General features: G+C 66.2%; 14 protein-coding genes. 5 read left to right on the top strand and 9 right to left on the bottom strand.

Annotated elements, in window-relative coordinates:
- From moaC to lexA, 3 genes are all read left to right on the top strand, one after another.
- Window positions 1-477: a cyclic pyranopterin monophosphate synthase MoaC gene (gene moaC / locus ACFQ00_RS17295; protein WP_381493768.1), complete on the top strand. Its 477-nt coding sequence runs from the start codon at window positions 1-3 to the stop codon at window positions 475-477.
- Window positions 471-1,661, top strand: a complete 1,191-nt coding sequence (locus ACFQ00_RS17290) for a molybdopterin molybdotransferase MoeA (RefSeq protein WP_381493765.1) — start codon at window positions 471-473, stop codon at window positions 1,659-1,661. Before moaC ends, ACFQ00_RS17290 begins: the two co-directional genes overlap by 7 nt.
- A 74-nt stretch (window positions 1,662-1,735) precedes the next feature.
- The gene (gene lexA / locus ACFQ00_RS17285; RefSeq protein ID WP_374592824.1) at window positions 1,736-2,395 is read left to right on the top strand and encodes a transcriptional repressor LexA; all 660 of its coding nucleotides are present in this window, start codon (window positions 1,736-1,738) and stop codon (window positions 2,393-2,395) included.
- A gap of 3 nt (window positions 2,396-2,398) precedes the next feature.
- Here the strand turns inward: lexA and dmeF are convergent, their stop codons facing one another.
- The 3 genes from dmeF to ACFQ00_RS17270 are packed head-to-tail and all read right to left on the bottom strand — an operon-like array spanning window position 2,399 to window position 5,691.
- Window positions 2,399-3,328, bottom strand: coding sequence for a CDF family Co(II)/Ni(II) efflux transporter DmeF (gene dmeF / locus ACFQ00_RS17280; RefSeq protein WP_381493761.1), 930 nt, complete (start codon window positions 3,326-3,328; stop codon window positions 2,399-2,401).
- Window positions 3,329-3,341: 13 nt separating this feature from the next.
- On the bottom strand, window positions 3,342-3,623 hold the full coding sequence (locus tag ACFQ00_RS17275) for a metal/formaldehyde-sensitive transcriptional repressor (RefSeq protein ID WP_381493758.1): 282 nt from the start codon (window positions 3,621-3,623) through the stop codon (window positions 3,342-3,344).
- Between the two features lie 16 nt (window positions 3,624-3,639).
- Window positions 3,640-5,691 carry a ComEC/Rec2 family competence protein gene (locus ACFQ00_RS17270; RefSeq protein WP_381493755.1) on the bottom strand — a complete coding sequence of 684 codons (2,052 nt, stop codon included), beginning with the start codon at window positions 5,689-5,691 and terminating at the stop codon, window positions 3,640-3,642.
- 153 nt (window positions 5,692-5,844) lie between these two features.
- Here ACFQ00_RS17270 and gltX point away from each other — a divergent pair, with 153 nt between their 5' ends.
- On the top strand, window positions 5,845-7,278 hold the full coding sequence (gene gltX / locus ACFQ00_RS17265; RefSeq protein ID WP_381495251.1) for a glutamate--tRNA ligase: 1,434 nt from the start codon (window positions 5,845-5,847) through the stop codon (window positions 7,276-7,278).
- Between the two features lie 31 nt (window positions 7,279-7,309).
- Window positions 7,310-8,596, top strand: a complete 1,287-nt coding sequence (locus ACFQ00_RS17260) for a citrate synthase (RefSeq protein ID WP_381493752.1) — start codon at window positions 7,310-7,312, stop codon at window positions 8,594-8,596.
- Between the two features lie 61 nt (window positions 8,597-8,657).
- On the opposite strand, the gene ACFQ00_RS17255 is transcribed toward ACFQ00_RS17260, so the two are convergent.
- The 6 genes from ACFQ00_RS17255 to ACFQ00_RS17230 form a co-directional block, all read right to left on the bottom strand.
- Window positions 8,658-9,431, bottom strand: a complete 774-nt coding sequence (locus ACFQ00_RS17255) for a bestrophin-like domain (RefSeq protein WP_381493749.1) — start codon at window positions 9,429-9,431, stop codon at window positions 8,658-8,660.
- Window positions 9,432-9,443: 12 nt separating this feature from the next.
- Complete coding sequence (locus ACFQ00_RS17250) at window positions 9,444-10,904, bottom strand: sensor histidine kinase (RefSeq protein ID WP_381493745.1); 1,461 nt, start codon at window positions 10,902-10,904, stop codon at window positions 9,444-9,446.
- A gap of 5 nt (window positions 10,905-10,909) precedes the next feature.
- Entirely contained in the window at window positions 10,910-12,052 is a 1,143-nt protein-coding gene (locus ACFQ00_RS17245; protein WP_381493741.1) for a DUF2336 domain-containing protein, read from the bottom strand.
- Window positions 12,053-12,130: 78 nt separating this feature from the next.
- Window positions 12,131-13,591: a capsule assembly Wzi family protein gene (locus ACFQ00_RS17240; protein ID WP_381493737.1), complete on the bottom strand. Its 1,461-nt coding sequence runs from the start codon at window positions 13,589-13,591 to the stop codon at window positions 12,131-12,133.
- Window positions 13,588-14,298 carry a phosphocholine cytidylyltransferase family protein gene (locus ACFQ00_RS17235; protein WP_381493734.1) on the bottom strand — a complete coding sequence of 237 codons (711 nt, stop codon included), beginning with the start codon at window positions 14,296-14,298 and terminating at the stop codon, window positions 13,588-13,590. The genes ACFQ00_RS17240 and ACFQ00_RS17235 overlap by 4 nt, the downstream gene beginning before the upstream one ends.
- A 9-nt stretch (window positions 14,299-14,307) precedes the next feature.
- A complete protein-coding gene (locus ACFQ00_RS17230) occupies window positions 14,308-15,414 on the bottom strand; it encodes an inositol-3-phosphate synthase (protein ID WP_381493731.1) in 1,107 nt (368 codons plus the stop codon).
- Window positions 15,415-15,436: the final 22 nt, after the last annotated feature.

Below are 15,436 nucleotides of genomic sequence, written 5' to 3'. Positions count from 1 at the left end.
ATGGCGCTCACTCACCTCGACGAGGCCGGCAAGGCCCGCATGGTCGATATCTCGGGCAAGGCGGTGACGGCGCGCACAGCGATCGCCGAAGGCCGCATCACCATGTCCGCCGAGGCGCTCACGGCCGTCCGCGACGCCAGCGCGGCGAAGGGCGACGTGCTCGCCGTGGCGCGCATCGCGGGCATAACGGCCGCGAAAAAGACCGCCGACCTCATTCCGCTCTGCCACCCGCTGCCGCTCACCAGCGTCGCTGTGGATTTTGGGCTGGAGGACGACGGTGTGCGCGTGGAGGCGACAGCCTCGACGACGTGGGGCACGGGCGTTGAAATGGAAGCGATGACAGCGGCTTCCGTTGCGCTGCTGACGATCTACGACATGGTGAAAGCCGTGGACAAGGCGATGGTCATCTCGGGCGTGCGCCTGCTGAAGAAGACCGGCGGCAAGTCTGGCGACTGGATCGCCCCCAGCGGATGCTGAGCTACGAGGAAGCGCTAGCGCGGCTGCTCGCGGCCTGCGGGCCGGTTCCTCCCGTAGACCTTCCGCTCGCCGAGGCTGCGAGCCTGACGCTTGCCGGAGACCTCGCCGCGCGGTTGACGCAGCCGCCCTTCCCGGCCTCCGCGATGGACGGCTACGCAGTCCGCTGGGCCGATATGCCGGGACCTTGGCGTGTCGTCGGTGAAAGCGCGGCAGGCCGTGGCTTTGCCGGAAAGGTTCGCGCGGGCGAAACAGCCCGGATCTTCACGGGCGCGCCCTTGCCCGAAGGCGCCGACACGGTGATCGTGCAGGAAGAGGTGTGCCGCGAAGGCGATCTGCTGACACTGACGGGCGAAGGCCCGCCACACACGGGCGCGCACGTCCGCAAGGCGGGCAAGGATTTCAGCGCGGGCGAACGGCTGATCGCGGCGGGAACGCGGCTTAGCCCGCAGCATCTCGGTCTTGCCGCCGCATCCGGGCACGGCAGCCTTGCGGTACGGCGCCCGCGCGTCGCGGTCATCGCCACAGGAGACGAGTTGGTGCCGCCCGGCGAGACACCGCAAGCGGACCAGATCGTCAGCTCGAACGGCGTGATGCTTGCGGCGTTGTTTCGCGCCGCGGGCGCGGAAGCCTGCGACCTCGGCATCTTCCCCGACAATCTTGACGCCATCGGCAAGGGGCTGAAGGCCGCAAGCGATGCCGACCTCGTCGTCACCATTGGCGGCGCCTCGGTCGGCGACCACGATCTGGTGCAGGCGGCTCTGCAAGACGCTGGCGCGGCGCTCGATTTCTGGAAAGTCGCGATCAAGCCGGGCAAGCCGCTGATCGCCGGGTCGCTTGGGCGTGCGCGCGTGCTCGGGCTGCCGGGAAACCCGGTCTCCGCCCTCGTCTGCGCCGTGCTGTTCGCGCTGCCGATGCTCGCGCGCATGGCGGGACGCACGAACACCGACCCGACGATTACGGCGCGGCTGCTCGCCCCCCTGCCCGCGAACGGCAACCGCCGCGATCACCTGCGCGCGCGGCTGACGGCGGACGGCGTGCGCGCGTTCGATGCGCAGGATTCCTCCATGCTGGGCGTGCTCGCCGGTGCGAACGCGCTCATCATCCGCCCCGTGGGCGCTCCCGCAACGGCAGCAGGGGCTGATGTTCCCGTGCTCGCGCTTGACAGGATTTTCGTCACCCCCTAAATGTTCTCCATTCGTTCACGAAAAGCGGAACATCTTGTGGAACGAGTCGCGAAACACGGAAGGGCGGACCGGACATGCTGACACGCAAGCAACACGAACTGCTGATGTTCATCAACGATCGGCTGCAGGCCGGCGGTGTCTCACCCTCATTCGAGGAAATGAAGGAAGCGCTCGACCTCAAGTCGAAGTCCGGCGTGCACCGGCTGGTGAACGCGCTCGAGGAGCGGCAGTTCATCCGACGCCTGGCGAACCGCGCACGCGCACTCGAAGTGCTGCGCCTCCCCGAAACCGGCACGACGGCGAAGGCCCCTGCCCGGCAGACGCCGATCATCGCGGCGGCGAACGATGACGTCATCGAGCTTCCGCTGCATGGAAAAATCGCCGCGGGTATGCCGATCGAAGCGCTGCAAAGCGATCGTACGCTTTCCGTGCCCGCCGCGCTCCTCGGCGGTGCGGGCGATCATTTCGCGCTGGAGGTTTCCGGCGACTCCATGATCGAGGCGGGCATCCTCGACGGCGATTATGCGCTCGTCCAGAAATGCGACACGGCACGCGACGGCGAGATCGTCGTGGCGCTGGTCGATGAAGACGAGGCGACGCTCAAGTACCTCCGCCGCGACAAGGGCGAAATCCGCCTCGACCCCGCGAACAGCGCCTACACCGCGCAGCGCTATGCGCCGAACCGCGTACGCGTGCAGGGCAAACTCGTAGGGCTGCTGCGCCGATACAACTGAGGTTTACCGCGCCTCGACCGTGAGGTGCGCGAGTTCGTGCACCGGGTGCAGGCGCTCGCGGGCGGTTTCGGCCGGGATGCCAGTTACGGAAACGATCGCGGCGTGAACACCGGGGCCGACCTGCCAGACGTGAAGATCGCGGATGCGGGCATCCCCCGTTTCCACGCATTCGCGGATTTCCGCGACGAGATGCGGATCGGCGGCATCGAGCAGCACCGCTGAGGTGTCGCGCATCAACGACCATGACCAGCGCGCGATGACGATGGCGCCCACGATGCCCATGGCCGGATCGAGCCAGACCCAGCCGCCGTATCGGCCCGCAAGCAGCGCAGCGATTGCAAGCACCGACGTCAGCGCATCGGCAAGCACGTGCAGATAGGCGGCGCGCAGATTGTTATCGTCGTGGTGATGGCCGTGATGATCATGATGATGGTCATGGTCATGGTCATGGCCATGCCCGTGTCCATGATGGTGGCCACCCGACAGCAGCGCCGCACTGACGAGGTTGACGGCAAGACCGATGACGGCAACGAGTGTCGCATCCCCGAACGCGACCGTGACCGGGCTGGCGAGCCGGAGCGCAGACTCGACTGCGATGCCGAGCGCGATCACCCCCAGCACCAGTGCCGAGGCGAAGCCCGCGAGGTCGCCGACCTTGCCGGTGCCGAACGAATAGCGGGGATTACCGACATTGCGTCGCGCGTACGCATAGGCAACGGCGGCGATGCCGAGCGCGCCTGCGTGCGTCGCCATGTGGAACCCGTCCGCGAGCAGCGCCATCGAACCCGTCGCATAGCCGGCGATGATCTCGCCGACCATCATCAGTGCCGTCAGCAGCACCACCCAGCGCGTTCGCCGCGCGTTCGCGTCATGGCCCGCGCCCAGAAAATCATGGGAATGGCTGCCATCGGCCGCACCGTGAAAACCGTTCAATTCCGCCTCCTGCTCAGCGCATGTGCCGTTTGAGCACTGTGGCGAGTTCGTCCGCCCCCGCCGTGCGTTCGGCATCGCTCAGCCCCGGCGCGGCGACGTGCGCGCGCAGGTGATCCTCAACGAGTTCATCCATGAGCCCAGCCACGGCGCCGCGTACGGCGGCGGCGAGATGCAGCGTTTCGCTGCACGGCGCTTCGCTGGTGATCGCCCGCTCGATTGCAGCGACCTGACCGGCGATGCGGCGGATACGGGCAACAAGGCGATCCTTGCGTTCGGTTTCCTGAAGATGTGCCATACCATAGGGGGGTATCCTATATTGGCACGTGGCGCAACATGCTCCTGCTTTCCGGCGCCAGGCTGTGCCGCGCCCAGGGATGCGCACCGTCCTCCGCGGCGACACTGCGGATACGCGGCCCTTCGAGCCAGATCGACAGCGCGCCGGTTTCTGCGAGCTTTGCGCGGTCGAGCTTCAGCCAGCGCGGCGCACACCAATATGGCAGGCGGCGGTCGCTGACGACGATGTCGGCGGCGGCACAGGCGGGTTCGAATGCGGCGCGATCGATGAGAAGGCCGGAACGCGTGGCGAGCAGCGTCCATGCACGGTCGCCCGCCATGACACGGGCGGTGCAGGCATCGGTCGTGCAGCGCGCGTCCGGCAGTGTTTCGAGATTGCTGCTCGCGGCTTCTCCCGCCGCGTCCGCCCACATCGAGCGCACGTAATCTCCGGCGCGTGTGCGCAGGAGCGCGACCTTTCCATCCCGTATCACGGCGAGGTGCTTGCCCTCCCCGTCGACGATGAGGTCGGGCGGCTGCGCCGTCGCCATGCCCACAGTGCCGATCGCAAGCGGTAACAGCGCGAGCCACCGACGGCGCGTCTGCCAGAGGCAGAACCAGACGCCGCCGAGCATCAACACGGCGAATGCCCAGTCTGGCGCGGCGGGGAGCCGGGAGACGGCGCCGGGCATTGCCCCTGTGATCTCCGCGATGCGGATGAGGAGGTGGAGCGCATGGCCGAGCAGCCAATCTATGGGCGCGGCGAGCCCGACCGCGCCGAGAAACACCGACAGGCCGAGCAGCGGCAGGATCACGAAGCTGGTGTAGGGAATCGCCACGAGGTTCGCGGCGACGCCATAGAGCCCCATTTGATTGAAATGGAAGAAGGCGATGGGCGCGAGCGCGAACTCGGCGGCGATACCGGTGGCAAGGAGCGCGAGAATGCCGTGCCACATGCGTGCTGTGCGGCCCGCCTCCTTTCCCGCATTGAAGCGTCGCGCGAGCGGCGATTCATAAAGCGCGACGATCGCGGTGACGGCGGCAAAGCTGAGCTGGAAGCTTGGGCCGAGCAGGAAATCGGGGCGTACGAGCAGGATGAAGAACGCGCCCGCGGCGACGAGGCGCAGCGAGATCGCTTCCCGCCCCAGCGCGAGCCCGACGAGCACGATGAGCACGGCAATGCACGAGCGCACAGTCGGCACCTCCGCGCCCGCGATCAGCGTGTAACCGATGCCTGCGGCGGCGGCGGCGAGCGCGGCGATCAGCTTGATGTCTGTGCCGAGCGCGAGGCGTTCGCTCTGCGCGAGCAGGCGGCGCGTGCCCCACAGCACGCCGCCCACCACGACAGCGATGTGCAGGCCCGAGATCGAGATGAGGTGCGCGAGGCCGCTGTCGCGCATCGCCTCGGTAACGTCATCGGGTATACCGCCACGATCGCCGGTGACGAGCGCGGCCGCAAGCCCGCCTTCCCTGCCGCCGACGCCGTCCTGCAGGCGCTTCGTGAGCGCGCTGCGGAACGCCTCGAAGCGTCGGATGAAACCGGGACGCGAAGGTGCTGGCGCAACGACCGTGACGTCAGAGAGTGCGTAGCCGACCGCGCCGATGCCATCGAACCACGCGCGGCGCGCGAAATGGTAGCCGCCGGGAATATTCGGCCCCAGCGGCGGCGACAGCGATGCGCGCAGCGCGACCCGCGTGCCGGGTACGACGCCCTCCGGTGCATTACCTCGGATACCGACACGCGCGATGAGGCCCGGCGGCAGGCCGGAGATGTTCGAAAGACGCAGGCGCGTGCGGCTCTCGGCTGGGCGCGGTTCGACGGCGTCGACCGTCGCCTCGATCGTGAGTGCACGCCATGACCGCTCGATCACCGGCGCGCGTACCTGCTCGGCACGCAGCCATGCCGTGCCGACACCCAGCGCAAAAAGCAGGCCGACTGCGGCAAGCGCGATGCGCGGAAGCCCGTTTGCCAGCAGGCCGAACGCGGCAAGCGCGCCGCCGAGCAGCATGGCCGCGACCCATTCACGCGGTGTCGGCAGCGCGAACCATGCCGCGATGCCGAGCCCGAGCGCGACAGGTACGAACAGCACGAGCTGGTGACGCTCCTCCGCAAGCCAGATTTCTGCGGCTTCGTGCAGGCGCGTGCAATGCGCAAGGGGCAGTGCTCCGGCCTCGAGCGGCCCGGTTTGAACGGCTGGCAGCGTTATGTTAGAGCCCCCCGACTTCTTTCAGTTTCGGACAGGATTTCCATGGGCGCAAGCGCCAAAACCCCGGTCGTCACCCGCTTCGCACCGAGCCCGACCGGCTTCCTCCACATCGGCGGCGCACGCACCGCGCTGTTCAACCTGCTGTATGCGAAAGCGACCGGCGGCACCTTCAAGCTGCGCATCGAAGACACCGACAAAGCGCGCTCCACGAAGGAAGCGATCGACGCGATCATCGACGGGCTGTCGTGGCTGAACCTCGATTGGGACGGCGAGATCGTCTACCAGTCCGAACGCGAGGCGCGGCACGCGGAGGTCGCGCGCGGACTGCTGGAGACGGGCGGCGCCTACAAGTGCTTCGCGACGCCCGAAGAGCTGGAGCAGATGCGCGAGACAGCGCGCGCCGAGAAGCGCCCGATGCGGTACGATGGGCGCTGGCGCGACCGCGATCCCGCCGAGGCGCCCGTAGGTGCGCCCTACGTGATCCGCTTGAAAGCGCCGCAGGAGGGTGAGGTCACGCTTCAAGACGCCGTGCAGGGCGCAGTGACGGTGAAGAACGCCGAACTCGACGATTTCGTGCTGCTGCGTTCGGACGGGACGCCGACGTACATGCTCGCCGTGGTGGTCGACGACCACGACATGGGCATCACGCACGTGATCCGCGGCGACGACCATTTGAACAACGCCTTCCGCCAGCTCGCATTGATCCGCGCGCTCGGCTGGGCGGAGCCGAGCTATGCGCACGTGCCGCTGATCCATGGCGCGGACGGCGCTAAACTTTCCAAGCGGCACGGCGCGCTCGGCGTCGACGCTTACCGCGACATGGGTTTCCTCCCCGAGGCGCTGGAAAACTACCTGCTGCGGCTCGGCTGGGGCCACGGCGACCAGGAGTTCTTCACGCGCGAGGAAGCCGCGGCCGTTTTCACACTCGAAGGCATCGGGCGCAATCCGGCACGACTCGACTTCAAGAAGCTCGAGAACGTCAATGGCCACTACCTGCGCATCGCCGACGATGCCCGCCTGGTGGGGCTGATCGAAGGCCGGATCGCGGCCACGCTGGCCCGCGACCTGTCCGTGGAAGAGCAAGACTTGCTGCTCCGCACAATGCCGCATCTGAAGCCAAGAGCGAAAGATTTGAACGAGTTGGCCGCCTCCAGCGCATTTCTGTTTCGGCAGCGCCCAATAACACTCGACGAAAAGGCCGAAGGGTTGCTAGACAGCGCCGGCAGAGGGCGCCTTGCTGCACTGCGGGAGGTTATCGCCAGCGTCGGCGAATGGACGACCGCAGCCATCGAGGACGCCGTGCGGGACTATGCCGTGCGCGAGGATATCGGGCTCGGCAAGCTCGCTCAGCCCCTGCGCGCGGCGTTAACGGGAACCACAACGTCGCCGGGTATATTTGAGGTTCTGGAAGTGATGGGGCGCGAAGAAAGCCTCGGCAGGATAGACGATCAGGTTGGGAAGACGGCCTAGACCGCCAACGAAACGGAAGGGTGAGCGAGCCATGAGCAACACGACTGCGAAGCTGGATCTGGGCGGCAAGGCCAGCGACTACCCGGTGCTTTCGGGCTCGGTCGGGCCGGATGTCGTCGACATTCGCAAGCTCTACGGCAACACCGGCGCCTTCACCTATGATCCCGGCTTTACCTCCACCGCCTCGTGCGAATCGAAGATCACTTACATCGACGGCGACGAAGGTGTGCTGCTGCACCGCGGCTATCCGATCGACCAGCTCGCCGAGAAATCGAGCTTCATGGAGGTCGCTTACCTACTGATGCGCGGCGAGCTGCCGAACCCGAACGAGTACGACGAGTTCGTGCGCACGATCACGCGCCACACGATGATCCACGAACAGCTCGCGATGTTCTATCGCGGCTTCCGGCGCGATGCGCACCCGATGGCGATCATGTGCGGCGTCGTCGGCGCGCTTTCGGCCTTTTACCACGACTCGACCGACATCGACGATCCGGTGCAGCGCCGCATCGCCAGCCACCGCCTGATCGCCAAGATGCCAACGATCGCAGCGATGGCGTACAAATATTCTGTGGGTCAGCCGTTCCTCTACCCGGACAACAGCCTCTCCTACACAGGCAACTTCCTGCGCATGACCTTCGGCGTGCCGGCGGAAGCCTATGAGGTCGATCCGGTGATCGAGAAGGCGATGGACAAGATCTTCATCCTCCATGCCGACCACGAGCAGAACGCCTCGACCTCCACGGTGCGTCTCGCCGGCTCCTCGGGCGCCAATCCGTTCGCTTGCATCGCGGCGGGCATCGCCTGCCTGTGGGGCCCGGCGCACGGCGGCGCCAACGAGGCCGCGCTCGAAATGCTGCGCGAAATTGGCACGCCCGACAAGATTCCGGAATACATCAAGCGCGCCAAGGACAAGGACGACCCCTTCCGCCTGATGGGCTTCGGCCACCGCGTGTACAAGAACTACGATCCGCGCGCGACGGTGATGCAGAAGACCGCGAACGAGGTGCTCGCCAAGCTCGGCGTTACCGATCCGGTGTTCGACGTCGCCCGCGAGCTGGAGCACATCGCGCTCAACGACGAGTATTTCATCGAGAAGAAGCTCTACCCGAACGTGGACTTCTACTCGGGCGTCATCCTCTCGGCGATCGGCTTCCCGACCTCGATGTTCACCGTGCTGTTCGCGCTCGCCCGCACCGTGGGCTGGGTCGCGCAGTGGAATGAGATGATCGAAGACCCCGCGCAGAAGATCGGCCGCCCGCGCCAGCTCTACACGGGCGCCACGCAGCGCGACTACGTGGAGATCACCAACCGCTGAGCGGTGGGTTCCACGACGCAAACGAACGGGCGCCTTCGGGCGCCCGTTTTCGTTTGCGCTCTCACCGCATCGCGGCGCGGGCGTCCAGCATCGGTTGTTGGGAAACGGTGATGCCACCGCTCCACGGCCTGTCGAGATCGAGGATCAGCAGCAGTGCGAGCGTGAGGAGTGCGAACAGGATCGTGGTGACGACGCGGTGGCGCCTCCCGGAGCCGCCGAGGACGTAACCGACAATGCCCGCCGACATGAGCGCATAGAGAATCAGCACTTCGATCACGCGGCCCGGAATCCGTGCCGCGCGTTCCGCTTTCCGGGCACTCGCTGCGTCGAACATCTCATTGGTGGCGGTAATGATCGTGCCCGCGATCGGCGGCGGCGTATCGCGGATCGCGGTACGCATTTCCGCCCAAAGCCGGGTCTGCGCCCTGCCCGTTTCGGCCTCCGTGGCCTCTGCATCTCCGCTCTCGTTCGGCAGCTTCAGGCGCACGTCGGTATAGCGCGCGATCGCCGCCTGAAGGCCCGGCCCAGTTTCATCCCCGGCAAGTCCGGCGCGCAGCCACGCGGTGCCGATCGCATTGGCTTCGGTCACCACCATCACGCGGCGCGTATCGTAGCGATTGAGCGCCAGCGAAAAGGTGAAGGCGATAAGGAGCCCGAGCAACGCGAGCGCCGCCGAGAGCAGGTAGCCCTCGCGGTCCCCTTCCCCGTCGCGCTCGCCGCGAGCACGCTTGCGAAGCGAGACGCCGAGCCATGCGAACGCGGACATGGCGGCGAAGAGAACAAGGCCAAGCAGCCAGAGATTTGCCGAAACGAAGGCCGTATCGATGAGGCCCATGCGTGCGGCGCGTCAGTCCGCCACGGGCAGCGTGAGCGTGAAGCGCGCACCCATGCCCTTGTGGCTTTCGAGCGTGAGGCCGCCATTCATCAGTTCGGCAAGACGGCGCGAGATGTGGAGGCCGAGGCCGGTGCCCTCGCCGCTCGCCACATAGGGTGGTTTGGGGAGCTGCTCGAACTTTTCGAACACGCGGGCGTGATCTTCGGGATCGATGCCGGGGCCGGAGTCCCAGACCGTGACGGCGACGTAGCCGGCGAGCGTCGTCGCCGGTTCCGCGCCGACGAAACCGCCTTCGGGCGTGAACTTCACGGCGTTGGTGAGCAGGTTGACGAGAATCTGCAGCGTGCGGCGGCGATCACCGCGCGCGCGCAGCGGTGCGTCGAGCGCAACCGCCTTGATGTCGATGTTCCGCGCCGACGCCTTCATCTGGACCATCGCGCGCGCCTGCTCGACGAGCGCGGCAAGGTCGAAATCCTCGGTTTCGAGGTCGATCTCGCCCGAATCGAGGCTGGAGATGTCGAGCAAATCCTGAATGAGGCCGAGTAGGTGGCGCCCGGCGTTGGCAATATCCCCCGCATATTCGACGTACTGCGCCTTCAGCGGGCCATGAACCTCATGGTTCATCGCCTCGGCGAAACCGATGATGGCGTTGAGCGGCGTACGCAGCTCGTGGCTCATCGACGAGAGGAAATTGGCCTTGGCGGTGCGGCCGAGTTCGGAGCGCATCCGTTCGATCAGCCGTGCGCTGTCCGGCACCACTGCTGCGACGCCGCGATAACCGCAGCCGCCGTCCTTCGTGGGCACGGCGACCCCGGCGAGACGATAGAGCCGGGTGGCGCCGCCCTGCGTGGTGACCGACATCAGCTGATCGCGGAAGCTGGAACCGCGCGCCTGTGCCGCTTCATACGGCACTTCACCGTTCTCGCCGCGCAGAAGTGTGCCGATGGCTATGAGAGGCCTGCCGAGGAGCGCACCCGCCGGCTGCCCGACCAGAAGCTCGAGCGCGCGAGAAATCGAGGTGAGCGCGCCGCGGCTGTCCGTCTCCCAATACCAGTCCGAATTGACGCGCACGAGCTCATCGCCCTGCCAGCCGGCAAGGGTATCGCGCTCGCGCTGTTCAACCGTAGTGGACGATTCCCGCATGATTCCCACGAATTTCAACTCGTTGCGGGCCAGTGTCGACACGGGCACGAAACGAACGTGAAAATGACGTGGATCGCCCAAAAGCTCAAGAGTGAAGCTTGCTGAAACCGATTCTCCTGCAGGAGCCAGTGCAGCGACCAGCCGCGCCGCAAGTTCGCCAGGTGCAAGCATCACAGCGCGCTCAAGCTCGGCATAGGCCGCGTTGGCTTCAAGGAGCACACCGGTGGATGAGCATTCGAACACGACGGCACCGGCGAGCGCGGGGTCTGCCGCCGCGAGCGCATCGAGCGCGCTCGCATGACCGGGACGGATGTCGCGCGGCTCGAACATGGCCGCTACGCGGCGTCCCCGTTCAGATCATCGATCGCCTGCCGAAGCCCGGCATCGAGCTGCCAATACTGCAGCACACGGCGCGCGGCGGCGACATCGAGATCGTCGTGGAGCCTGAGAATTTCCGCAACCGCCGAGGGCGGACGCGCACTGGCGGCATTGCCCAGTTCGCCAAGCACGATCACGAGTGACGCCGTGGCGTCGCGGCTGACGTCAACCGCCTTCGCCAGCACGATGAAGCTCTCGCTCGCCGGATCGGTGACGATCCGCCACACGGTGTTGAACGCGATCTTCGCGCGCGCGGCAAACGCCGCGGTAAACAGGCTGAGCCGCCCCTGGCGCAGCGTGCGAAGCAGGAAGCCATCCGTGAGTTCGCCAAGTTCATTGAGGCGCCGTGCGAGTTGGAGCGCGCGGGACTGCACGGACTGCGTGTCGTCGTATTCCACCATCGCGCGCTTTGCCGCGCGTTCGAGCATCGGATCGAGCACGGCCTGATCGATGACGAAATTCTTGAGGATATGGCGGCGGAGCGCGGCCGCGACCCACCAGTAAACCTCGTGTGCGAGATCGGCGGAGAGATCGTTCTGCGTCAGGAGCGGCTGCTGGAACTGGCCGTTGCGCTTGCTCTCGGCGACCAGAAGCTCCATCGCGCGGCGCGAGAGCACGGGATCTTCGGTACGGATCAGGCCTTCGAGAACGTCGTCCTCGCTGCCCTTGAAGCCGCGTTCGGCCAGCGCCTCGGTGAGCGGCGGCGAAACGGTTTCGCGCAGAGCGATCGCCATGCGGTGCTCTTCGGCGCACTGGATGACGATATCCATGAGTGCGGGATTGCGAACCACGCTGCTGCGTTCGAGGATCGGCCGCGCCACCTCGATGCTGTCGCTCGCGAGCCGGGCTTCAAGGTCGGGCTGCGATGCGGGCGAGCGGCTGAGCGCTTCGACGAGGTGCCGGCGCACCTCCATTTCAACCGTGCCGAGCAGGCGCCCGAGCACATCCGTCATCAACGCGCGCTGCTGATCGGTAAGCCGCTGTGCCGCGGGCAGGAACAGATCGGTGACGGCGTTCGCAATCTGCGCCCGCGCCGCGCCGGAACGGCCGGCGGCGAGACCCAGCAGCGCCTGAACGTCGATTGGCCGATCCAGCGGCAAGACAACCCCTCTTTGGTGCGAACCCGTATCTTTTCTCGGATGCCGAACCTAGAGGGATGCACCTAAAATTGGATTAACCTAGAAACGTGTGCGCCAGCCGATTTCAATCGCGGTCTTCGCATCGCTGACGCCGGGCGTGTTCGGCGCGTCGGTGTCGTAGCGGGCCTCGAGGCTGATATCGCCGAAGGCGGTTGGGAGTTCGGTGCCGACTTCGAAGGCATTGTATGTCTCGCGATTGAGCGAGAGGTTGTTGTTCCGGAGGTTGCTCGTCTTGTTGATGTCGACGCGGCGATAGGTACCGTAGAAACGGCGGTTCTTCGCGTCCGTGACGGAAAGGCCAGCGGTCCAGAGTTCGCTATCGCCATCAAGGCTGTGGCCAAGCGCGTGGTCGCGGTAGGTGAAGCCGTCGAAATATATGAAATTGTTATACATGCTGCCCGGATAGGTCTTGCCGCCGCCGAGCTTTACCGCAAGCGTATCGGACCATTCGCCGAGCAGTGTCCAGCTTGCGCCGTTGTCGCCGATAGGGCCGGAGAGCGTGAAACCCGCCATGCGCGAGAACTGCTCGATCAGGAGGTTGTCCTCGTCCTCGGCTTCCCACTCGGTATACGCCTGCACGGCCACGTTGCCGATCATGCGCGTGTAGCTGATGTCGAAGCCGGCGATCTGGTTGCCGGGTTCGTTGAGCGTGCCCGTGTTGTCAGCGTCGCCGATGCCGACGACGGCGTCGAAAATGGTGCCGAGGCCGCAGGGGCGCCCGCTGCCGCAAAGCTGGAGGCCGCGATTGAGGCCGACTTCGAGGCCGGGGACGGGCTCGAAGGACAGGCGCATTCCCGCGATCGCCGGGTTGTTGTAGTCCTCGCGCTTTTCGGTCGCGATGCCCGCGAAAATGTCGAGCCGCCACGGGCCGAACCAGCGGAGCACCGGAAAATCGATCGGCTCGGGCACCAGCCGCTTGATGCCGACGCGCGGGATGGGACGCGCGTTGGTGGAGAAGAGCAGCGCGCTGTCGTGGCCCGGCCCCCACCACGTGTCGACATAGCCGCCGTAAAGCGCCCAGTTGCCGATGGGAAGCGCGAGTGTCGCGGGCTCGAAGTGGAAATCACGGCCCTGCTGGCCGTCGCGCCAGCCGACGCCATAGGACACGTAGAGCTTGCCGATCTCGTGCTCGGCGCGGACGGTGACGTCACCATCCTCGCGGGCGGTGTCGCCAAAATCGCGTACCACCGAAGGCCGATTGGCGGCGCGGGCGCGGACCTCGTAGCGGCTCTTCTGGCCGTCGCGCTCGGAGAGGATCGTCAGGCGGCGCACGGCAGCGCCGAGATGCGGCGGCAGCGCCTGGCCGTTGGCGCTCTCCAGCCCCTCGGCGACCTGGGCCCACGGCAGCGGCCACGCGTTGACAGGGCCGCGGATGAGGCCTGCGGCTTTCAGAAGCTCGACGTCGGCGCGGACCTGACGGTCACCCGCTTCGAGCCATGGACCCGCCGTGGCAGGCATCGCCGACAGCAGGACGGCGGCGGCCGCAACAAGAGACTTCATGCAGCACTCTCCCCTTTCGCGCCAAGCCAGCGCTCCGCGATCTCCAGCGCCCGCGCGTCGTCCACGTCGAGCCAAGCGCCATCCCCGGTTTCGACCGCGCACGCAAGCCCCGACGCGGCGAGCGTGGCAACGCCCTGCGACAGGCTGGGCGCGGAAAGCCCGGAGAGCGCATCGAACAGCGATTTCCCAACGGAGAAGACGCCGGTGTCGTAGCCGTTGAAGGGTTCAAGATGCTTGCCGATGGCGACAATGGCATCGCCTTCGGTGCGGACGCGCGTGACGTCATCCTCGTCGATCCAAGCGTGGCCGACGCGGCGATCGACGCCGAGCAGCAGCGCGCCGTCCTCGGCGGACGCCTCGACCACGCCGCGGTAGAGCGTGGAGTCGACGAGATGGTCGGCCATCACGAGCAAGGCACGCGACGCAATGAAAGGCGCAGCCGCCAACACGGATACGCCGTTCGGCAGTGCCGGATCGGCAACGGTGACCGTGCGCACGGCGAGCGGCAGGTTCCATTCCGCAAGCGCCGCCGCGACCTCTTCGGCGCGGTGCCCGAGCACGACCGTGACGTCATCGACGCCAGCTTCGGCGAGACGCGAAACCGTGTGGAGCAGCAGCGGCCGTCCCGCGACGAGGGCAAGCGGCTTTGATGGCGCGTGACTGCGGAGCCGGCTACCGAAACCGGCGGCAAGCACGATGGCCTGCATGGCGGTGTCCTAGTGTAGCTTGCCGCCGCCGGCGATGAACGCTTCCAGCGCGGCGAAGGCAAGGTCGTCGCTCGTCTGGCGCGGCGGGTGTTTGCAGAAATAGCTGGCGGCGGCATCGATCGGCCCGGAGAGGCCCCGATCGAGCGCGAGCTTCGCGCAGCGGATCATATCGATGGCGACGCCCGCCGAGTTGGGGCTGTCCTCCACCGAAAGGCGCAGTTCAAGGTTCATCGGAACGCCGCCGAAAAGCTGCCCTTCCATGCGCAGGAAGCAAACCTTGTTGTCGTTCTGCCATGCCACATAATCGGACGGGCCGACGTGGATGTTCTCGTCATCCATGCGCCGCTCGGCGACCGACTGCACGGCCTCGGTCTTCGACTCCTTCTTGGAAGCGAGACGCGAGCGGTTCAGCATGTTGAGGAAGTCGGTGTTGCCGCCGGTGTTGAGCTGGTACGTGCGATCGAGCTTCACACCGCGCTTCTTGAAGAGGTCGGTGAGCACGCGGTGGACGATCGTGGCGCCGAGCTGTGCCTTGATGTCGTCCCCGATGATGGGGAGGCCCGCATCCTTGAAGCGCTTCGCCCAAACGGGGTCGCTGGCGATGAACACCGGGATGTTGTTGACGAACGCAACGCCGGCCTCGAGCGCGCACTCGGCATAGAATTCGGTCGCCTTCTGGCTACCGACGGGGAGGTAATTCATCAGCACGTCGGCGCGCGTTTCGCGAAGCACGCGCACGACCTCGTCCTTGTCGGGCTCCGCTTCGTCCGCCACGAGGAAAGTGCGGTCGTCGGGATAGTCGGCCATATGCTCGCCGACGCCATCAAGCACGCAACCCATGCGGACGCGGACGCTGGTTTCCGGCACATGATCGCAGAACACTGCCGTGCAGTTCGGCTTCGCGAAGATCGCCTCGGCGATATCAAGGCCGACCTTGCGGCGATCGACATCCCAACCGGCAACGAAACGAATATCCTTGGGGCGATAACCACCGAGATCCCAGTGCAGCAGGCCGATCTGCTCGTTGGCACCACCGTTCTGATAGTGCGCGACACCCTGAACAAGCGAACTTGCACAATTGCCGATACCAACGACCGCTACTCTTACTTCATGCATGGGAAAGATCCTGAGACGCGTC

Origin of the sequence: Sphingosinicella xenopeptidilytica, from assembly GCF_042676985.1 — a bacterium.
In the GTDB taxonomy this organism is placed as follows: Bacteria; Pseudomonadota; Alphaproteobacteria; order Sphingomonadales; family Sphingomonadaceae; genus Sphingosinicella; species Sphingosinicella xenopeptidilytica.
The sequence above is the reverse complement of the archived record's forward strand: the minus strand, read 5'-3'. Positions and strand labels throughout refer to the sequence as shown.